The sequence below is a fragment of the Streptomyces sedi genome (assembly GCF_006335015.1).
GTDB lineage: Bacteria > Actinomycetota > Actinomycetes > Streptomycetales > Streptomycetaceae > Streptomyces > Streptomyces sedi.
Window position 1 is genome coordinate 20,493 of record NZ_VDGT01000001.1, and the last position, 18,696, is coordinate 39,188.

Below are 18,696 nucleotides of genomic sequence, written 5' to 3' on the forward strand. Positions count from 1 at the left end.
GCCCACCATGCGCACCACGCCCACCATGACCGCCGTGTTCGCGGACTCCCTCCTCGTCTTCGAACGCTACGCGCGCCAGACCCTGCGCTCACGGATCAACCTGATCTTCGGACTGATCCAGCCGATGCTCTTCCTCGGCTTCTTCGGCCCCCTCCTCCGGGACGTCCCGCTGGGCCGCGAGGGCGACTCCTGGCAGATCCTCGTACCCGGCCTGCTGGTCCAACTCGCGCTCTTCAGCTCCGCCTTCGCCGGCTTCGGCATCCTCATCGAGAAGCAGCACGGCATCATGGAACGCATGCGGGTCACGCCCGTCAGCCGCACCGCGCTGCTGCTCGGCAGAACGCTGCGCGACGTCGCCCTGCTGGTGGTCCAGTCGCTGATCCTCGTGCTGGCCGGTGTCGCCTTCGGGCTGCGGGCGCCCGTGCTCGGCGTGCTGATCGGCTTCGTCCTCGTCGCCGTGCTGGCCGCCTCGCTCGCCTCGCTCTCCTACGCCTTCGCCATGCGGGTGAACAGCCCCCAGGAGTTCGCCCCCGTGATCAACTCCATCAACCTGCCCGCGATGCTCCTCTCCGGCATCCTGCTGCCGATGGCGCTGGCCCCCACCTGGCTGGACGTGATCTCACACTTCATCCCCTTCCGCTATCTCGTGGACGGTGTCCGCGCCGCCTTCGTCGGCGACTACGGCGACAGCGCGCTGGCCACCGGCGCCCTCGCCGCCCTCCTGCTCTCGGCCGCCTCCCTCACCCTCGGCATCCGGCTCTTCCGCCGGGCCGGCGCCTGACCCCGCCCAGTAGGCTCCCGGCATGGTCAACCTCACCCGGATCTACACCCGTACCGGAGACAGCGGCACCACCGCCCTGGGCGACATGAGCCGGACCGCCAAGACCGACTCGCGGATCTCCGCCTACGCCGACGCCAACGAGGCCAACGCGGCCATCGGCACGGCCCTGGCACTCGGCCACCTCCCCGAGGAGGTCGCCACCGTGCTGGTGCGCGTACAGAACGACCTCTTCGACGTCGGCGCCGACCTGAGCACCCCGGTCGTGGAGAACCCCGAATACCCGCCGCTGCGCGTCGAACAGAGCTACATCGACCGGCTGGAGGCGGACTGCGACCACTTCCTCGCCTCGCTGGAAAAGCTCCGCAGCTTCATCCTCCCCGGCGGCACGCCCGGCGCCGCCCTCCTCCACCTGGCCTGCACGGTGGTCCGCCGCGCGGAACGCTCGACCTGGGCCGCCATGGAGGAGCACGGCGAAACCATGAACCCGCTCACGGCCACCTATCTCAACCGGCTCTCCGACCTGCTCTTCATCCTCGCCAGGTCCGCCAACAAGGAGACCGGCGACGTGCTCTGGGTCCCCGGCGAGAACCGCTGACGCCCCCGCCCCGCCCGGAGGCGCCGGAAGGCCCCGCGGCCGGGAGGCTCACCTCCCGCGCTCCGCGTCGGACCGACGCCACACCCCGGGCGGGGTACCACCGCCGGGAGAGCCGCCGAAGCTCTCGGGCCCGCCGGGGCTCCCCGACCGCCGGCCCGCGTCCGGGGCCCGCCAGACCACCTCCGGCGGCTCGTCACCAGCCGGCGCCGCCCCGGAAGCCGCCTGCTCCTCCCCTTCCTTGGGGCGCTTCGGCCAGAGCGTGTACGACAGGGCGATCAGCCCGTGGATACCGAGCGCCCGCAGCGCCATCCACTGCGCCGCGACCATGCCCTCGTCCGCCTCGGGCCCGGATATGTACCACCGCAGCAGCTGCGCGACGGCCACCGCTATCAGCACCGACACCAGCGTCAGGCCCCACAGCCGCCACTCGTGCCGCGCCCTGGCCGCGCCGTACCTCGGCGGCTTCGCCGGCCTCGGCGCCCCGCCGAAGCGGTGCGCCGCGTGACCGTCCGCCCAACGCACGAGGTAGTGCCCCCAGCCGACCGTGAACCCCAGATAGAGCACGGCCAGGCTGTGCCCCGCGCTCATCTCCCCGCCGTCCCGCAGGTCGATCGCCGTCACCGTCAGCAACAGCACGTCGATCAGCGGAACTCCGAGCAGCAGCGCCCCGCCCAGCCGCCGCCTCCGCAGCAGATAGCGCACCGTGAGGCCACCGGCCAACACCAGCCAGAAGGCCACCTCGGCCGCCAGGATCAGGCCCACCATCATCGCCTCGTACCCCCCTCGGACTCTCCGGTCAGACGTTCCCCTCCAGGGTCGCCCACCCATCCCCCTCGCACGTCACCCTCGGTGACGATTCCCTGACCGGCGCCTGCATCCTTCGATGTAGATCCGACGACGGTCCCGCCGAACCCCCCGCCCGTGCTCGAATGTCTCCATGGCACGACTGTCCCCACCGGCCCGACCACACCGCGACGATCTGTTGATCGCGCTGGTCGGCCTGGTCACGGGCCTGACCGCCATCGCCTTCGATCTGTACGCCTTCCACCCGGAGCAGACCGCCGCCGTCCTGCGTCTGCCGGCCCTGCTGGTGATCTGCGCCGCGGAGGTGCTGCGTCGCGTCATGCCGACGACGGCACTCGTCGGCGCGGTCCTCGCCCTGTTCGGCGACGCCCTCTCCGGCGGCTCGCTGCCGGTGCTGGTCATGTTCTCCGACGTGGTCTACGCGGCGGTGCTCTACGGCCCCGCCCGCTTCGGCCGCTCCTTCGTCTCCGGCACGACGATGTTCAGCGCCGCCGGCACGGTCGCCCTCGTCGTCTGGCTGCGCGAGCCGGAGGCGCTGATCCTCGGCGCCGGCCTGGTGGGGATCCTGACGGCCCCCGCATGGGCGGGGCTGCTACTGCGCGAGCACCGGGACACGGCGGCGGCGGAGCGGCTCCGCGCCGAGCAGACGGCGCTTCTCGCCGAGATGGACAGGACACAGGCCGTCGCGTCCGAACGGGCCAGGATGGCCAGGGAGTTGCACGACATCGTCGCCAACCACCTGTCCGCCATCGCCATCCACTCCACCGCGGCGCTCTCCCTCAACAAGCCGGAGGCCACCGCGCAGGCCCTGACCGTCATCCGGGAGAACAGCACGCAGGGCCTCACCGAGATGCGCCGGCTCATCGGCATCCTGCGCGAGGAGGACTCCGAGCAGCGCCACCCCGAGGCCAACCCCACGCTCGACGGCCTGGACGTGCTGCTGGACCGCGCGGCCAGGGGCGACGCCTCGGGCGAGCTCAGCTTCGTCAGCCGCGACGAACGCGAGGCCGGCCTGTCGCTGCCGGCCCCCGTCGAGCTGGCCGCCTACCGCATCGTCCAGGAGTCCCTGACCAACGCGGTCAAGCACGCCGCCCCCGGCCAGGTCGAGGTCCACCTCGGCCACCGGTCCGAGCGGCTGACGGTCACCGTCACCAGCCCCTACCGCACCGACGCCGCCTCCCGCGCCCCCGGCTCCGGCTCCGGCCTGGTGGGGATGGCCGAGCGGGTCGAGCTGCTGCACGGCAGCTTCGACGCCGGCCCGGTCGCCGAGACCACCGACACCGGCCTCTGGCGGGTCGCCGCCGAGCTTCCCCTCTCCGAAGTCTCCGAACGCGGCGCGGGCACCGAGCGCGGCGCGGGCGCCGAACGTTCCGAACCCCCCGAAGGACGCTCCTCATGACGATCCGGGTGCTGGTCGCCGACGACCAGGCGGCCGTCCGCCAAGGGCTGGTGCTGATCCTGCGCAGCGTCGACGACATCGAGGTCGTCGGTGAGGCGGCGGACGGCGAGGCGGCGGTCGCGCTCGCCGCCGAGCTGCGCCCCGACCTGGTGCTGATGGACATCCAGATGCCCCGGCTCGACGGCGTCTCCGCCACCCGCCTGATCGTCGAGCGCCGGCTCGCCGAGGTGCTGGTGCTGACCACGTTCGACTTCGACGAGTACGTCTTCGGCGCCCTGCGCGCCGGAGCCGGTGGCTTTCTGCTCAAGGACAGCGACACGGACACGTTGATCACCGCCGTCCGCACGGTCGCCGCCGGCGAGGGGCTGATCGCCCCGGCGGTGACGCGCCGGCTGATCGCGGAGTTCGCGAGGAACGCGCCGGGACCGCCGGCGCCCGTCCCCTCCCCCGCCGCCGGTCGGCTGAAGGAGCTGACCCCGCGCGAGCGCCAGGTACTGGCCCAGGTCGGCGCCGGCCTGTCCAACGCGCAGATCGCCGAACGCCTCTCCATGGCCGAGGCCACGGTGAAGACCCATGTCAGCAGGATGCTCGGCAAGTTGGCCCTGACGAACAGGGTGCAGGCCGCGGTCCTCGCCCGGGAGCTGGACCTTCAGGACTCCCCTCACCGGGACACCCACCGCTGACCGCCCTCGGGCCCGCCCCGCGACACCCGCCGCCGCCCCACCGGCCCCAACCCGCCTTTGGTACAGACCTATTGACCCGTGGTCCAGACCACTCTACTCTCACGGGCACACGCCGAGCACGCCCTTGAGAGAACCCCGTCAGTCCGCTGGCGGCCCCACGCCCCCGGAGGTCACTGACCACCGCGTGCTCCCCGTGGAGACGAAGTCACCCCCACCGTCTCTTCTCCGACATCGGGAGTCTCCTTGAGATCATCCAGTACCGTCGAGCACCGCCGGCCGCGCCGGATGCGCCGGCTCATCACCGTTCTTGCCGCCCTCGCGATCCCCGCCGGCGGCCTGGTCGCCCTCACGTCGACCGCCGGGGCCGACGAGCCGGCCTCCCCCGAGATCGTCGCCTCCGAGCCGACCGCGGCCGGCGACGTCCGCCTCGGGTACTTCACCGAGTGGGGCGTCTACGACCGGAACTACCACGTCAAGAACATCGTGGACTCCGGCTCCGCCGACCAGATCACCCACATCAACTACGGCTTCGGCAACGTCGTCGGCGGCGAGTGTACGGTCGGCGACTCCTACGCCGCCTACGACCGCGCCTACACCGCCGAGGAGAGCGTCAGCGGAGAGGCCGACACCTGGGAGGACGGGGCCCTCCGCGGCAACTTCAACCAGCTGCGGCAGCTCAAGGAGCAGTACCCGGACATCAAGGTGCTGTGGTCCTTCGGCGGCTGGACCTGGTCGGACGGCTTCACCGAGGCCATGCAGAACCCCGAGGCGTTCGCCCAGTCCTGCTACGACCTGGTCAACGACCCCCGCTGGGAAGGCGTCTTCGACGGCATCGACCTGGACTGGGAGTACCCCAACGCCTGCGGTCTGACCTGTGACGAGTCCGGGCCCGAGGTCTTCGGCGACATGATGAGCGCGTTCCGCGGCGCCTTCGGCGACCAGCTCGTCACCGCGGCGATCACCGCCGACGCCTCCGACGGCGGCAAGATAGCCGCCGCCGACTACGCCTACGGCGCGGAGCACGCGGACTATCTCGCCGTGATGACCTACGACTTCTTCGGCGCCTTCGACGCGGACGGTCCCACCGCCCCCCACTCGCCGTTGACCAGCTACGACGGCATCCCGCAGGAGGGCTTCACCAGCGAGGACGCCATCGCCGCGCTCCAGGCCCAGGGCGTGCCCTCGGAGAAGCTGCTCCTCGGCGTCGGCTTCTACGGCCGCGGCTGGACCGGGGTCTCGGAGGCCGAGCCGGGCGGCAGCGCCACCGGCCCCGCGCCCGGCAGCTACGAGGACGGCATCGAGGACTACAAGGTGCTCGCCGAGTCCTGCCCCGCCTCCGGCACCGTCGCCGGCACCGCCTACGCCCACTGCGGCGAGAACTGGTGGAGCTACGACACCCCCGAGACCATCACCGAGAAGATGGCCTGGGCCAACGAGCAGGGTCTGGGCGGAGCCTTCTTCTGGGAGTTCTCCGGTGACACCTCCGACGGCGCCCTGCTGGACGCCATCGACAGCGGCCTCGGCGCCGCCTGACCTCCAGCGGTAGACACACCCCGGCGGGGTGGCACCGGCTCAGGCCGGCGCCACCCCGCCGTCGCCGTCTCCACGGGACGCCCCGGCACGGAGCGGGGAACGCAGGGAACGGACAGCGGCGGCGGACGGCGGCGGACGAGCCCCCGGCGGCGAGCGGGGCGCCCCGAAGCGGGAACACCCCTCGGTCAAAAGCCCCCGAACACGAAAAGAGACCCGTCGCGACGGGTCCCGAACCACCGCGCGAGCGGTGACGACGACACACACCAGAGCGGACGGCAACCGCGCGGCAGGGCCGCCGTTCCGTCAGGCCACGTTGACGCGCTGCCCCGGCGGAGCCGCCTCCAGCCACGCCAGGAAGCCGGTCAACGCGTCCTCGCTCATCGCCAGCTCCACGTCGAGTCCGTCCTGCCGACAGCTGAGCACCACCGCCCCCGGCAGCAGCGCCAACTCCTCGTCCCCCGCCGGCAGCCGCCGCTCCCGCACCTCGATGCGCTCCCGATGCAGCGCCTGCCGGGGACGCGGCGCGTAGGAGAAGACGCGGAACCACTCGACCCGGTCCCCGTTGTAGCGGGCGACTCCGTACCGCCAGCCCTTGCCCGGCGAGGTGCCGGACGGCGGCGGGGTGAAGCGGGCGCTACAGTCAAAAGTGCCGCCGGAGCGTTGGATCACCCGGCGGCGCAGCCCGAAGGCGAAGAGTCCGATCACCAACAACAACAGGATCGCGCCCAACACGGTCAAGGCGAGGACCATCTCGACCGACCTCCTCGCCTCGTGCGTCCGTCCCGGCTCTCACCCGGGCGCGATCGCTCCGTCTTCTCTCAGCGCTCCGCCGCCGCGGCCTGCAACCGGACCGAGGCCCGGCGCTCCGCCTCGGCGTCCTCGTCCGCCTTCGCCTGCTCCAGCGAGCGCTCCGCCCGCTGGACGTCGATCTCGTCCGCCAGCTCGGCCACCTCGGCGAGCAGCGACAGCTTACCGTCCGTGTAGGACAGGAAGCCTCCGTGGACGGCGACGACCACCGTGCCCTCCCCGGTCTCGCCGGTGGTGCGGATGGTCACCGGGCCCGAACGCAACACGCCGAGCACCGGCTGGTGGCCCGGCATGATGCCGATGTCGCCCACGGTGGTGCGCGCGATCACCAGGCTGGCCTCGCCGGACCAGACCTTGCGGTCGGCGGCGACCAGCTCGACGTGCAGCTCAGCCACGATGGCTCCTGTTCACCTGGATCTTCACCTGGAATATCCCTGAATGGTCACTGGCTTGGTCTCCGGAGGCCGTCGAGGAGAGTCCCGACGGGCCCCGGTCGAAGAATAGGCTCCGGCCCCGAACGCCCGTGGGACGGGGGTCCGTCCCACGGGCGACCATGTTCGGCCCGGGCGAACGGGCCGCGCCGCGCGGCCGGCGAACCGACGCGCGGCGCGTCACCGTCAGTTGACGCCCAGCTGCTTGGCCTTGGCCTTCAGGTCGTCCAGGCCACCGCACATGAAGAACGCCTGCTCGGGGAAGTGGTCGTAGTCACCGTCCGCGATGGCGTTGAACGCCGCGATGGACTCGTCCAGCGGAACGTCCGAACCGTCCATGCCGGTGAACTGCTTCGCCGCGTGGGTGTTCTGCGACAGGAAGCGCTCGATCCGACGGGCCCGGCTGACGACCAGCTTGTCCTCCTCGCCCAGCTCGTCGATGCCGAGAATGGCGATGATGTCCTGGAGGTCCTTGTACTTCTGGAGGATCCCCTTGACCCGCGAGGCGCACTCGTAGTGGTCCTGCGAGATGTACCGCGGGTCCAGGATGCGGGAGGTGGAGTCCAGCGGGTCGACCGCCGGGTAGATGCCCTTCTCCGAGATGGGCCGGGAGAGCACCGTGGTCGCGTCCAGGTGGGCGAACGTGGTCGCCGGCGCCGGGTCGGTGAGGTCGTCCGCGGGCACGTAGATCGCCTGCATCGAGGTGATCGAGTGGCCACGGGTCGAGGTGATGCGCTCCTGGAGCACACCCATCTCGTCGGCCAGGTTGGGCTGGTAGCCCACCGCGGACGGCATCCGGCCCAGCAGGGTGGAGACCTCGGAACCGGCCTGGGTGAAGCGGAAGATGTTGTCGATGAAGAACAGCACGTCCTGCTTCTGCACATCGCGGAAGTACTCCGCCATGGTCAGACCGGTCAGCGCCACCCGGAGCCGGGTGCCCGGGGGCTCGTCCATCTGGCCGAAGACGAGGGCGGTCTGCGGCAGCACGCCGGACTCCGCCATCTCCTCGATCAGGTCGTTGCCCTCACGGGTGCGCTCACCCACGCCGGCGAAGACGGAGACGCCCTCGTGCAGCTTCGCCACACGCATGATCATCTCCTGGATGAGGACCGTCTTGCCGACGCCCGCACCACCGAACAGACCGATCTTGCCGCCCTTGACGTAGGGGGTCAGCAGGTCGATGACCTTCAGGCCGGTCTCGAACATCTCGGTCTTCGACTCAAGCTGGTCGAAGGCCGGGGCCTTGCGGTGGATCTCCCAGCGCTCGGTGATCTCCGACTCGGCCTCGGGCTCGTTGAGGATGCGGCCCAGGGTGTTGAAGACCCGGCCCTTGGTGACGTCACCGACGGGCACCGAGATGCCGGCGCCGGAGTTGGTCACCACGGCCTGGCGGACCAGGCCGTCGTTGGGCTCCAGGGCGATCGTGCGCACCAGGCCCTCGCCCAGGTGCTGCGCGACCTCCAGGGTCAGCGTCTTGGTCGCGCCGTCGTTGGCCGGGTCCGCGATGTCCACGGTCAGCGCGTTGTAGATGTCGGGCATCGCGTCGACGGGGAACTCCACGTCGACGACCGGGCCGCGAACCTGCGCGACCCGCCCGGTCGGCAGGTCCTGCTTGGGGGCCGCCTCAGCAGCAGTAGTCATGGTTAGCGTTCACTTCCCGCGGTCGCGTCGGCCAAGGCGCTGGAGCCACCGACGATCTCAGAGATTTCCTGGGTGATATCGGCCTGGCGGGCCGCGTTGGCAAGTCGCGTCAGCGACTTGATCAAGTCCTCGGCGTTGTCCGTCGCCGACTTCATCGCCCGCCGGGTCGCGGCGTGCTTGGAGGCGGCCGACTGGAGCAGGGCGTTGTAGACGCGGCTCTCCACGTAACGCGGAAGCAGCGCGTCCAACACATGCTCGGGCGAGGGCTCGAAGTCGTAGAGCGGGTGCGTCCGCTCACCCTGCTGGAAGACCTCGGCCGAGTCCTCGGCGCTCTTCTCCAGCCGCAGCGGCAGCATCCGGCGCTCGACCGGGGTCTGCGTCATCATCGACACGAACTCGGTGAACGCGATGTGCAGCTCGTCCACCCCGCCCTCGTCGGTGTCCTGCCCGATCGCCTCGATCAGCGGGGCGGCCACCTCCTTGGCGTCGGCGTAGGTCGGGTTGTCGGTGAACCCGGTCCAGGACTGCTTCACCGAGCGTTCCCGGAAGGCGTAGTAGGAGACGCCCTTGCGACCCACGATGTAGGTGTCCACCTTCTTCCCCTCAGCGGTCAGCTGACTGGTCAGGTGTTCACCCGCCTTGATGGCGTTGCTGGAGTAGGCGCCCGCGAGACCGCGGTCGCTGGTGATGATCAGGACCGCGGCCCGCCGAGGCCGCTTGGCCTCCGTGGTCAACGGGTGCTTGACGTCGGCGCCCTCGGCCACCGCCGTGACGGCGGAGGTGAGTTCGTCGGCGTAGGGCGTCGAGGCGGCCACCTTCCGCTGGGCCTTGACGATCCGCGAGGCGGCGATCATCTCCATCGCCCGCGTGATCTTCTTGGTCGCGGTGACCGACTTGATGCGCCGCTTGTATACGCGCAGCGAGGCAGCCATGGATCAGTCCTCGCCCAGCAGCTTGCCGTCCGCGGTCTCGAACTGCTGCTTGAACTGGAGAACGGCGTTCCGGATGGCCTCGACGGTGTCGTCGGACATCTTCTGGCCCTCGCGGATGCTGGTCATCAGGTCCTTGCGCTCCCGACCGAGGTGGTCGAGCAGTTCGCGCTCGAAACGGCGGATGTCGCCCACCGGGATGTCGTCCATCAGGCCGTTGGTGCCGGCCCAGATGGAGACGACCTGGTTCTCGGTGGGGAACGGGCTGTACTGCTCCTGCTTGAGCAGCTCGACCATCCGTCGACCGCGCTCCAGCTGGGTCTTGGAGGTGGCGTCCAGGTCGGAACCGAAGGCGGCGAACGCCTCCAGCTCGCGGAACTGGGCCAGGTCCACACGGAGCGAGCCGGTGATCTGCCGGATCGCCTTGTGCTGCGCGGAGCCACCCACCCGGGAGACCGAGATACCCACGTTCAGCGCCGGCCGCTGGCCCGCGTTGAAGAGGTCGGACTCCAGGAAGCACTGACCGTCGGTGATCGAGATCACGTTGGTCGGGATGAACGCGGAGACGTCGTTCGCCTTGGTCTCGACGATCGGCAGGCCGGTCATCGAGCCGGCGCCCATCTCGTCGGAGAGCTTGGCGCAGCGCTCCAGCAGCCGGGAGTGCAGGTAGAAGACGTCGCCCGGGTACGCCTCACGGCCCGGCGGGCGGCGCAGCAGCAGGGAGACGGCGCGGTAGGCGTCGGCCTGCTTCGACAGGTCGTCGAAGATGATCAGCACGTGCTTGCCGTCGTACATCCAGTGCTGGCCGATGGCCGAACCGGTGTACGGCGCGATGTACTTGAAGCCCGCCGGGTCGGAGGCCGGGGCCGCCACGATCGTGGTGTACTCCAGCGCGCCGGCCTCCTCCAGGGCGCCGCGCACGGACGCGATGGTGGAGCCCTTCTGGCCGACCGCGACATAGACGCAGCGGACCTGCTTCTCCGGGTCACCGGAGCGCCAGTTGTCGCGCTGGTTGATGATCGTGTCGATGGCCAGCGCGGTCTTGCCGGTCTGCCGGTCGCCGATGATCAGCTGACGCTGACCGCGGCCGATCGGCGTCATGGTGTCGACCGCCTTGTAGCCGGTCTCCATCGGCTCGTGCACCGACTTGCGCTGCATGACGGAGGGAGCCTGGAGCTCCAGGGCACGCCGCCCCACCGTCTCGATCTCGCCCAGCCCGTCGATGGCGTTCCCCAGCGGGTCGACGACCCGGCCGAGGTAGCCGTCGCCGACCCCGACGGAGAGCACCTCGCCGGTGCGGCGCACCTGCTGGCCCTCCTCGATGCCGCTGAACTCACCGAGGACGACGACGCCGATCTCGCGCTCCTCAAGGTTGAGGGCGAGACCGAGGGTGCCGTCCTCGAACTCCAGCAGCTCGTTCACCATGGCCGAGGGCAGTCCCTCGACCTTCGCGATGCCGTCACCGGCAACGCTGACCGTCCCGACCTCTTCCCGCGAGGCCGCGTCCGGCGTGTACGACTGGACGAAGTTCTCCAGTGCGTCCCGGATCTCATCCGGCCGGATCGTGAGCTCCGCCATCTGGGTTCCCTGCTCTCCTTGTTGGGCCCGTAAGTTCTTCCGCTACGGCCCAACCCGGGCCGCTGGTCCTGCTTGTTGAGTTGGTGTGCGCGGCGCGCGATCAGCCCGCCATGCGGCGGGTGACCTCGTCGAGCCGGTCGCTGATCGTGCCGTGGATGACGTCGTCCCCGATCCGCACCGAGATCCCGCCGAGGACCGAGGGGTCCACGTCGAGGTTCAGCTGGACCTGCCGGCCGTAGATACGGCCGAGGGCGGCGCCCAGACGGTCCCGCTGCGCGTCGCTGAGCGGCACCGCCGAGGTGACCTGGGCGACCGAGCGGTCGCGCCGGGCCGCGGCCAGCACGCTGAGCGCGTCGAGCCCACTGTCCAGGCTACGTCCCCGCGGATATTCCACGAGGCGGACGACCAGGCGGAGCGTGGCCTCCCGCGCCCGGCCGCCCAGCAGCCGGCGAACCAGCTCGGTCTGGGCGGCGACGGCACGCTCACCACGGTCCTTGCCGCTGAGCGCGGCGCGCAGCTCGGGCGAGGTGGCGACGATCCGGCTGAACCGGAAAAGCTCGTCCTCCACCGAGTCCAGGCTGCCGTCCCGCTCGGCGACGATCAGGTCGGCGATGTCGGCCAGCTCCTCGACCGCGTCCACCAGGTCACGCGAAGCGGACCAGCGGGAGCGGACCATGCCTGAGACCAGGTCGACGGCCTCGCCGCCCACCTGCCCCGACAGCAGCCTGCCCACAAGCTCCGCCTTGGCCTCGCCGGCCTGCGCCGGGTCGGTCAGCACCCGGCGCAGCGAGACCTCGCGGTCCAGCAGACCGGTGACGGCGGCCAGTTCGTCGGCCAGCGCGGCGACGTTCACGCCGGTGCTGTCGACCAACGTGTCCAGCCGCTCCCGCGCGGCGTCCAGCGCCTCGCGGCTCGCTCCCATCATCGGGTGGCCTCGGTTCCCGCCTCGGCCTTGGCCTCCAGCTCGTCGAGGAAGCGGTCGATGGTGCGGCTCTGCCGGGCGTGGTCCTCAAGGGACTCCCCGACCAGCCGACCCGCCAGCTCCACGGCCAGCTTGCCGACATCCTGGCGAAGCGTCTCGGCCGCCTGCTTGCGGTCGGCCTCGATCTGGGTGTGGCCGGCGGAGATGATCTCCTCGCGCTGGCGCTGCCCCTCCTCGCGCATCTCGGCGATGAGCGAGGCGCCCTGCTCCTTGGCCTCCTGACGGAGCCTGGCCGCCTCGTGACGGGCCTCGGCGAGCTGCTCCTTGTAGCTTTCGAGCGTCTGCCGCGCCTCGGCCTGGGTCGCCTCGGCCTTCTCCATGCCGCCTTCGATGGCTTCCCGCCGCTCATCAAGCGCCTTGTTGATGGCCGGCACGAGCTTCTTGTAGAAGACGAAGAAGATGATTCCGAAGCAGATCAGCCCGATGACGATCTCAGGCACCACCGGCACCACAGGGCTCTGCGGTTCCTCCGCGGCCAGTTGCATCAGCATGGTGGACCCTTCCTCGGTAGTGGCTTGAGTGCTTGCGTCAGCCGCCGAGGGCGAAGGCGAGCACGAAGCCCATCAGCGCCAGGGCCTCGACGACGGCGAAGCCGAGCAGCATGTTCTGCCGGATGACACCGGTGGCCTCGGGCTGACGGGCGATGGCCTGGACACCGTTACCGAAGATGATGCCGATACCGACACCGGGGCCGATGGCCGCGAGGCCGAAGCCGATGGTGTTGACGCTGCCTTCAACTGCGGCGAGAGCTGCGGACATGTCCGTTGTTTCCTTCTCTGTGGTGACCCGGTGGGGGAATGTCCACCGGAGTGCGTTGCGGATCTTGGGGGCATCGGGCGCCGCTCACGGGTGACCGGCTCGCCCTGGGGCCTCTCTCAGTGCGCCTCTTCGAGGGCCTGGGAGATGTAGGAAGCGGTCAGCACCGTGAAGACGTATGCCTGGAGCGCCTGGATGAACATCTCGAAGACCGTGAGCATCAGCGTCATGATCAGCGAGGTGGCCGAGTAGAACGTACCGACGACGGTACCCAGGGTGTACCAGGTGCCGATGATGAAGACCAGCAGCAGCAGGTGTCCCGCGAACATGTTCGCGAAGAGCCGGACGGTCAGCGTCAGCGGCCGGATGAAGATCGCGGAGACGAACTCGATGGGCGTGAGGATCACGTAGATCCCCTTGGGCAGCCCACTGGGGACGCAGAGGTTGCGAATGCCGCCGACCAGGCCGTTGGTCTTGAACGTCAGGTACATGTAGGTGCACCAGACGATCAGCGCGAGAGCCGCGGGATAGGCGATGATCGAGGTCGCCGGGAACTGGGAGAACGGGATGATCGCCCAGATGTTCATGATCCAGACGAAGAAGAACAGCGAGACCAGCATCGGGACGAAGGGTTCGCCCTTCTTGCCCATGGTCTCCTTGGCGATGCCCCGGCGCACGAAGTCGTAGAGGACCTCGGCGAGCAACTGGAACTTCCCCGGCACGACCTTCGGCTTGGCGAAGGCGGCCCAGAAGAACCCGATGATGATGACGGTGCTCAGGAACACCAGCGCCATCGGCTTGTTGACCTCGAACGAACCGATGGTGAACAGCGGTTCGAAGATGAACGACCACTCGGACGGTGCGGGGAAGCCACAGTCGTCGAAGAGATGGCAGTCGGTCTCGAAGGCGAGCACCTGGTCATTACTCACCGCGAGACTCCCTCGGCGTGACGCATGGATACGGCTACCTCGATGTGTCGGCGTGGCGGCATACCACGGAGCGGCACTGGACTAGGTGTGACGGAGGGAAGGCCGGTCCGCGCTCGCGGAGCTGTCCCCGGCACCGCGTGCGCCACCTGTGGGCCGCCCTCCGGCGACGGACGATAGCAGCACGGAAGGGCGGTGATTATGCAGCCCCCCGGCTCACCGTGGCTGGTCATGCCGGACCGCCCGGCGTGACGGTGGACCGCTCGGCGTCGGCGGCCTCTGGCTTCCGGTCCACCTCGACGTACAGGGTCTTGACCCGGAGGTGGCCGCGGACCTGCCCGGCCAACCAGACGGCGGCGCCCACCAGGACGCCGATCGCGAAGGCCTGCCCGTCGAGGAAGTCCGCGTCCCTCAGCAACAGCAGCAGCACGAGCAAGAGGCCCATCTGCGTGGTGTAGATCAGGAAGGCGGCGCCGAAGAACAGGTCGGGCCAGCGCTGGCCCACGTGGTTGAGCGACAGCAGCCCGATACCGAAGAACGCGGCGGCGACGAACACGCCGAACGCGACACCGCCGGCCCCCCGTCCCCCGGCCACGAACGCGGCGACCGCGGTGGCCAGGACACCTACCGTGGCAGTGGGAAGCGCGGCGCCGCGGATGATCCGGGCGTCGTTGGACTGCATGGAAGTGTTCTCCGACGGGCTTGGGGACTGTCGTCGTTGACGAGCGGTTTCGCACCCGGCCGTTGGGCCTCGATGCCGGGTTTCGTGAACGCTATCACAAACTTTTTGATGAGGTCTTTACTCGAACGTGTGCAGGACCTCACACCGTTGGGAGTATGCCCGGCGCGCCGAAACCCCGTGACGGCGGGGTCCTGCTAAGGCCTGCCGGCGAACGACGGGGACGCGCCACACGGTGAGTTGACGGGGTGCGCCCCGGCGGCGAGGCCGGTCGTCCGGCGTACGGGAGAGGTCAGGAGTGGGTGTCGATCTTGCGGCGGGGCGCGAAGCGCTGACGGCCGCCGACCGCCGTCGCCCCGTGCGGCCCGGAGGAAGCCCGCGGCCCCGCCGCGCCCTCGGCGGCCGGCTCCCCCGCCTCGCCCGCGGCGTCCGGCTTCGCCGGAACGGCGCCGCCGGAGGCCGCCTCGCGCCGCGCCCGGTAGCGGTACCGCGGTGGCACGATCCGCTCCGCCCAGGCCGGCGCCCTCGGAGTGAACCGGGGCAGCAGCAACGCCACCAGCCCCACCCCGGAGAGCACCACGACCAGCGGCACCACCCACGCGTTGGCCCCCACCGAGTAGCCCACGGCGCCGAACGCCACCAGCGCCGACCAGAAGTACATGATCAGCACCGCGCGGCTCTGCGAGTGCCCGATCTCCAGCAGCCGGTGGTGCAGGTGCCCCCGGTCGGCCGCGAACGGCGAGCGGCCGTTCCACGTCCGCCGGACGATCGCCAGCACCAGGTCGAGGAAGGGCAGCACGATGATCGTCAACGGCAGCAGCAGCGGCATGTAGACCGGGACCGTCTCGGTCACCGCGTTCCGCTCCGAGCCGGAGAAGAGGGAGAGCGCGTCCGGGTCCACCTGCCCGGTCACCGAGACCGCGCCGCCCGCCAGGACAAGACCCAGCAGCATCGAACCCGAGTCGCCCATGAAGATCCGCGCCGGATGGACGTTGTGTGGCAGAAAGCCCAGACAGATCCCGACCAGCACCGCGGAGAACAGGGTGGCCGGCGCCGCCGCCTCGATGCCGTAGCCGTACCAGATGCGGTACGTGTACAGGAAGAACGCCAGCGCCGCGACGCACACCATGCCGGCCGCCAGGCCGTCGAGCCCGTCGACGAAGTTGACCGCGTTGATCGTGATCACCACGATCGCCACCGTCAGCAGCGTGCCCTGCATCGGGGTCAGCGCGACCATGCCGACGCCGGGGACCGGCAGCCACAGGATCGTCAGCCCCTGGAGCACCATCACGCCGGCGGCGATCATCTGGAGCCCCAGCTTGATCAGGGCGTCCACGCCGTACTTGTCGTCCAGGACGCCGACCACCCAGATCAGGGCGGCGCCCGAGAGCAGCGCCCTGGGCTCGTCGGAGAGGCGGAACACCTGGCCGACGTTGGTGAGTTGGGAAGCGACCAGCAGCCCGGCGCAGAGCCCCCCGAACATCGCGATGCCGCCCAGTCTCGGGGTCGGCTCGCGGTGCACGTCCCGCGCCCTGATCGGAGGCATGGCGCCCCAGGCGATCGCGAACTTCCGCACCGGCCCGGTCAGCAGGTAGGTGACGGCCGCCGCGACGCAGAGCGTCAAGAGGTATTCGCGCACAAGCTGCCCCAGAGATCTCGCTGGACTACCGCGCAACACCCTCTCATGTCCGCACCGTGGTCAAGCGCCCACCGAGACTACGCCCGACCACGTCAAACCCACGTAAGCACACGGCGAATCGGACCTCCACGCCCAAGCCGCGCCTTTCGCTCGCGCCCTTCGCTCACGCCCTTCACACACACCCTTCGCGCCCCGGGGCGCGCCTCAGCGCGCCCCCACGCGACCGTCCGGCGTCGACACCCCGGTCAACGCGGTGACCACCGGGTCGAGCGCCGTCCTGATCTCCTCGCCCACACTGCGGAAGTACGGCAGCGGAGCGCCGTACGGGTCCTGCACCTCGTCCGCCTCCACGCTCGGCGCCAGCAGCCAGCCGCGCAGCGCCGCCGCCGCCCGCGCCAGCGCCCTGGCGCGCACCACCAGCGACTCGGGCGAGGCCGCGACCGGCAGCGTCGCCAGGTCGATCGCCCGCACCAGCCGGGTGAACTCCTTGAGCGTGAACGTGCGCAGCCCGGCCGAGTGCCCCATCGAGATCACCTGCGCGCGGTGGTCCCGGGTCGCGGTCAGCACCAGGTCGGCCCGTATCACGTGCTCGTCGAGCAGCTCGCGGCCGAAGAAGCCGCCCGGGTCGGCCCCGTACTCCGCGAGCAGCTCGGCGGCGTGCTCCTCCATGGGCGCGCCCTCGTGCCCCCAGGTGCCGGCCGACTCCACCACCACGCTCCTGGCGCCCTCGCCGAGCCTCTCGACCAGCGCCTGCCGGGTGAGACGTTCGGTGATCGGGGAACGGCACACGTTCCCCGTGCTGACGTGCAGGATGCGGAACACCGGCGTCCCCAGGGCCGGTTCGGCGAAGGCGCGTGGCGCGGCTATGCCCGGGTCGGGAGGGCCCTCAGCGGACGCCGTCAATGCGCGGACTCCAGATCGGGTACGACCTTGCGCAGCTCCTCCTCGCTCACCGCCCCGGCGCGCAGCAGCACCGGCACCTCTCCGGTGACATCGACGATGGAGGACGGCACGTTGTCCGGCGTCTCGCCGCCGTCGAGGTAGACAGCCACCGAGTCGGCGAGCATCTCCCTGGCCTCGTCGCAGGTGCTCGGCGCCGGGCGGCCCGTGAGGTTGGCGCTGGAGACGGCCATCGGGCCGACGTCCTTGAGGAGTTCGAGCGCGACCGGGTGCAGCGGCATCCGCACGGCAACGGTGCCGCGGGTCTCCCCCAGGTCCCAGTTGAGCGACGGCTGGTGGCGCGCGACCAGCGTGAGGGCGCCCGGCCAGAACGCGTCGACCAGCTCCCAGGCCAGCTCGGAGAAGTCCGTCACCAGCCCGTGCAGCACCGTCGGAGAGCCGACCAGCACCGGCGAGGGCACACCCCGGCCACGCCCCTTGGCGGCCAGCAGGTCGGCCACCGCGTCGGCGTTGAAGGCGTCGGCGCCCACGCCGTAGACCGTGTCGGTCGGCAGGACCACCAGGTCACCCCGGCGAACGGCCGAGGCCGCCTCGCGCAGCCCGTGCCCGCGGTCGACCTCGTCCGCGCAGTCGTAACGCCGTGCCATCACACTTGCTCCTCTCGCGGTGCGCGACCGCGGGTCATCGGGCCACCCGCCGCGCGGTGGCGAACCGCGGGCGCTTGTTGAGGTCCGGGTGGTCCGCCGCGTCGGCCCAACCACGGTCCTCGGTGAAGATCCACGGGACCTGCCCGCCCTGGGTGTCGGCGTGCTCCACGACGACCATCCCGCCGGGCCGCAGCAGCCGGCGCGCCGCCCGCTCAAGGCCCCGGATGGTGTCCAGCCCGTCCTCGCCGGAGAACAGCGCCAGCTCCGGGTCGTGGTCGCGCGCCTCGGGCGCCACGTGCTCCCACTCGCCGAGCGGGATGTAGGGCGGGTTGGAGATCACCAGGTCGACCTGCCCGGTCAGCTCGGGCAGCGCCTCGCGGGCGTCGCCGTGGTGGAGCACCACCCTGCTGCCCTCGACGTTCCTGCGGGCCCACAGCAGCGCGCGTTCGTCCAACTCGACGGCGTGCACCCGGGAACGCGGCACCTCCTGCGCCAGGGCCAGCGCGATCGCGCCCGAGCCCGTGCAGAGGTCGACGATCAGCGGCTCGGCCACGTCCATCGCGCGGACCGCGTCTATCGCCCAGCCGACCACCGACTCGGTCTCCGGCCTGGGCACGAAGACGCCGGGCCCCACCTGGAGTTCGAGGTAACGGAAGAACGCGCGCCCGGTGATGTGCTGGAGCGGCTCCCGCGCCTCGCGGCGGGCCACCGCCTCCCAGTAGCGGGCGTCGAACTCGGCGTCGGCGACCGAGTGCAGCCGCGACCGCTCCGTGCCGTGCACGTGCGCCGCCAACTCCTCGGCGTCGAACCGGGGCGAGGGCACGCCGGCGTCCGCGAGCCGCTGCGTCGCCCTGGCCACCTCGGCCAGCAGCACCGAACGCCCGCCGGCCGGGGGCTGCGGGCCGCCCGTCGACGCCTGGGTCGACGCCCCGGCCTCGGAAGCCCCGGCCTCGGAACCGGAGGAACCGAAAGAAGCAGTCACATCG

General features: G+C 70.6%; 20 protein-coding genes. 5 read left to right on the forward strand and 15 right to left on the reverse strand.

Features of this window, described 5'->3' with window-relative positions; translation table 11 throughout:
• The first annotated feature begins 25 nt into the window (after window positions 1–25).
• Window positions 26–781, forward strand: a complete 756-nt coding sequence (locus FH715_RS00100; protein ID WP_139639912.1) for an ABC transporter permease — start codon at window positions 26–28, stop codon at window positions 779–781.
• Window positions 782–803: 22 nt separating this feature from the next.
• Window positions 804–1,376 (forward strand): cob(I)yrinic acid a,c-diamide adenosyltransferase, encoded by a 573-nt coding sequence (locus FH715_RS00105; protein ID WP_139639913.1) that lies wholly within the window; start codon window positions 804–806, stop codon window positions 1,374–1,376.
• 48 nt (window positions 1,377–1,424) lie between these two features.
• Here FH715_RS00105 and FH715_RS00110 read toward each other — a convergent pair whose 3' ends face one another.
• Window positions 1,425–2,141 carry a hypothetical protein gene (locus FH715_RS00110; protein ID WP_246108456.1) on the reverse strand — a complete coding sequence of 239 codons (717 nt, stop codon included), beginning with the start codon at window positions 2,139–2,141 and terminating at the stop codon, window positions 1,425–1,427.
• A 172-nt stretch (window positions 2,142–2,313) separates the two neighbouring features.
• Here FH715_RS00110 and FH715_RS00115 point away from each other — a divergent pair, with 172 nt between their 5' ends.
• The 3 genes from FH715_RS00115 (at window position 2,314) to FH715_RS00125 (ending at window position 5,795) form a co-directional block, all read left to right on the forward strand.
• A complete protein-coding gene (locus FH715_RS00115) occupies window positions 2,314–3,579 on the forward strand; it encodes a sensor histidine kinase (RefSeq protein WP_139639915.1) in 1,266 nt (421 codons plus the stop codon).
• Window positions 3,576–4,262 (forward strand): response regulator, encoded by a 687-nt coding sequence (locus tag FH715_RS00120; protein ID WP_139639916.1) that lies wholly within the window; start codon window positions 3,576–3,578, stop codon window positions 4,260–4,262. Before FH715_RS00115 ends, FH715_RS00120 begins: the two co-directional genes overlap by 4 nt.
• Before the next feature lie 243 nt (window positions 4,263–4,505).
• Window positions 4,506–5,795, forward strand: a complete 1,290-nt coding sequence (locus tag FH715_RS00125; protein WP_246108457.1) for a glycoside hydrolase family 18 protein — start codon at window positions 4,506–4,508, stop codon at window positions 5,793–5,795.
• A 303-nt stretch (window positions 5,796–6,098) separates the two neighbouring features.
• Here the strand turns inward: FH715_RS00125 and FH715_RS00130 are convergent, their stop codons facing one another.
• The 14 genes from FH715_RS00130 to prmC form a co-directional block, all read right to left on the reverse strand.
• Window positions 6,099–6,545: a DUF2550 domain-containing protein gene (locus FH715_RS00130; protein ID WP_097229330.1), complete on the reverse strand. Its 447-nt coding sequence runs from the start codon at window positions 6,543–6,545 to the stop codon at window positions 6,099–6,101.
• 68 nt (window positions 6,546–6,613) lie between these two features.
• Window positions 6,614–6,997 (reverse strand): F0F1 ATP synthase subunit epsilon, encoded by a 384-nt coding sequence (locus FH715_RS00135; protein WP_139639917.1) that lies wholly within the window; start codon window positions 6,995–6,997, stop codon window positions 6,614–6,616.
• Window positions 6,998–7,219: 222 nt separating this feature from the next.
• Window positions 7,220–8,674 (reverse strand): F0F1 ATP synthase subunit beta, encoded by a 1,455-nt coding sequence (atpD, locus tag FH715_RS00140; RefSeq protein ID WP_139639918.1) that lies wholly within the window; start codon window positions 8,672–8,674, stop codon window positions 7,220–7,222.
• Window positions 8,675–8,676: 2 nt separating this feature from the next.
• Window positions 8,677–9,606: a F0F1 ATP synthase subunit gamma gene (locus FH715_RS00145; RefSeq protein ID WP_139639919.1), complete on the reverse strand. Its 930-nt coding sequence runs from the start codon at window positions 9,604–9,606 to the stop codon at window positions 8,677–8,679.
• A 3-nt stretch (window positions 9,607–9,609) separates the two neighbouring features.
• A complete protein-coding gene (gene atpA, locus FH715_RS00150) occupies window positions 9,610–11,181 on the reverse strand; it encodes a F0F1 ATP synthase subunit alpha (RefSeq protein WP_139639920.1) in 1,572 nt (523 codons plus the stop codon).
• 100 nt (window positions 11,182–11,281) lie between these two features.
• A complete protein-coding gene (locus tag FH715_RS00155) occupies window positions 11,282–12,106 on the reverse strand; it encodes a F0F1 ATP synthase subunit delta (RefSeq protein WP_139639921.1) in 825 nt (274 codons plus the stop codon).
• Window positions 12,103–12,654, reverse strand: a complete 552-nt coding sequence (locus FH715_RS00160; RefSeq protein WP_139639922.1) for a F0F1 ATP synthase subunit B — start codon at window positions 12,652–12,654, stop codon at window positions 12,103–12,105. The genes FH715_RS00155 and FH715_RS00160 overlap by 4 nt, the downstream gene beginning before the upstream one ends.
• Before the next feature lie 37 nt (window positions 12,655–12,691).
• The gene (atpE, locus tag FH715_RS00165; RefSeq protein ID WP_097229337.1) at window positions 12,692–12,922 is read right to left on the reverse strand and encodes an ATP synthase F0 subunit C; all 231 of its coding nucleotides are present in this window, start codon (window positions 12,920–12,922) and stop codon (window positions 12,692–12,694) included.
• 116 nt (window positions 12,923–13,038) lie between these two features.
• Window positions 13,039–13,848, reverse strand: coding sequence for a F0F1 ATP synthase subunit A (gene atpB / locus FH715_RS00170; protein ID WP_139639923.1), 810 nt, complete (start codon window positions 13,846–13,848; stop codon window positions 13,039–13,041).
• A 226-nt stretch (window positions 13,849–14,074) separates the two neighbouring features.
• Window positions 14,075–14,527 carry a Cg1360 family ATP-synthase-associated protein gene (locus tag FH715_RS00175; RefSeq protein WP_139639924.1) on the reverse strand — a complete coding sequence of 151 codons (453 nt, stop codon included), beginning with the start codon at window positions 14,525–14,527 and terminating at the stop codon, window positions 14,075–14,077.
• 289 nt (window positions 14,528–14,816) lie between these two features.
• A complete protein-coding gene (locus FH715_RS00180; RefSeq protein ID WP_139639925.1) occupies window positions 14,817–16,163 on the reverse strand; it encodes an MraY family glycosyltransferase in 1,347 nt (448 codons plus the stop codon).
• A gap of 204 nt (window positions 16,164–16,367) precedes the next feature.
• The gene (locus FH715_RS00185) at window positions 16,368–17,066 is read right to left on the reverse strand and encodes an arsenate reductase/protein-tyrosine-phosphatase family protein (protein WP_139639926.1); all 699 of its coding nucleotides are present in this window, start codon (window positions 17,064–17,066) and stop codon (window positions 16,368–16,370) included.
• A complete protein-coding gene (locus FH715_RS00190; protein WP_139639927.1) occupies window positions 17,063–17,710 on the reverse strand; it encodes an L-threonylcarbamoyladenylate synthase in 648 nt (215 codons plus the stop codon). The genes FH715_RS00185 and FH715_RS00190 overlap by 4 nt, the downstream gene beginning before the upstream one ends.
• Window positions 17,711–17,744: 34 nt before the next feature.
• The gene (gene prmC / locus FH715_RS00195) at window positions 17,745–18,584 is read right to left on the reverse strand and encodes a peptide chain release factor N(5)-glutamine methyltransferase (protein WP_139640360.1); all 840 of its coding nucleotides are present in this window, start codon (window positions 18,582–18,584) and stop codon (window positions 17,745–17,747) included.
• Window positions 18,585–18,696 lie beyond the last annotated feature (112 nt).

Excerpts from the sequence above, each read along its gene's own strand:
- FH715_RS00110 (WP_246108456.1), bottom strand. The coding sequence starts at position 2,141 with ATGGTGGGCCTGATCCTGGCGGCCGAGGTGGCCTTCTGGCTGGTGTTG.
- FH715_RS00160 (WP_139639922.1), bottom strand. The coding sequence starts at position 12,654 with ATGCTGATGCAACTGGCCGCGGAGGAACCGCAGAGCCCTGTGGTGCCG.
- atpA (WP_139639920.1), bottom strand. The coding sequence starts at position 11,181 with ATGGCGGAGCTCACGATCCGGCCGGATGAGATCCGGGACGCACTGGAG.
- FH715_RS00130 (WP_097229330.1), bottom strand. The coding sequence starts at position 6,545 with ATGGTCCTCGCCTTGACCGTGTTGGGCGCGATCCTGTTGTTGTTGGTG.
- FH715_RS00155 (WP_139639921.1), bottom strand. The coding sequence starts at position 12,106 with ATGATGGGAGCGAGCCGCGAGGCGCTGGACGCCGCGCGGGAGCGGCTG.
- FH715_RS00190 (WP_139639927.1), bottom strand. The coding sequence starts at position 17,710 with ATGGCACGGCGTTACGACTGCGCGGACGAGGTCGACCGCGGGCACGGG.
- FH715_RS00105 (WP_139639913.1), top strand. The coding sequence starts at position 804 with ATGGTCAACCTCACCCGGATCTACACCCGTACCGGAGACAGCGGCACC.
- FH715_RS00145 (WP_139639919.1), bottom strand. The coding sequence starts at position 9,606 with ATGGCTGCCTCGCTGCGCGTATACAAGCGGCGCATCAAGTCGGTCACC.
- FH715_RS00115 (WP_139639915.1), top strand. The coding sequence starts at position 2,314 with ATGGCACGACTGTCCCCACCGGCCCGACCACACCGCGACGATCTGTTG.
- atpD (WP_139639918.1), bottom strand. The coding sequence starts at position 8,674 with ATGACTACTGCTGCTGAGGCGGCCCCCAAGCAGGACCTGCCGACCGGG.
- FH715_RS00175 (WP_139639924.1), bottom strand. The coding sequence starts at position 14,527 with ATGCAGTCCAACGACGCCCGGATCATCCGCGGCGCCGCGCTTCCCACT.
- atpE (WP_097229337.1), bottom strand. The coding sequence starts at position 12,922 with ATGTCCGCAGCTCTCGCCGCAGTTGAAGGCAGCGTCAACACCATCGGC.
- FH715_RS00100 (WP_139639912.1), top strand. The coding sequence starts at position 26 with ATGACCGCCGTGTTCGCGGACTCCCTCCTCGTCTTCGAACGCTACGCG.
- FH715_RS00120 (WP_139639916.1), top strand. The coding sequence starts at position 3,576 with ATGACGATCCGGGTGCTGGTCGCCGACGACCAGGCGGCCGTCCGCCAA.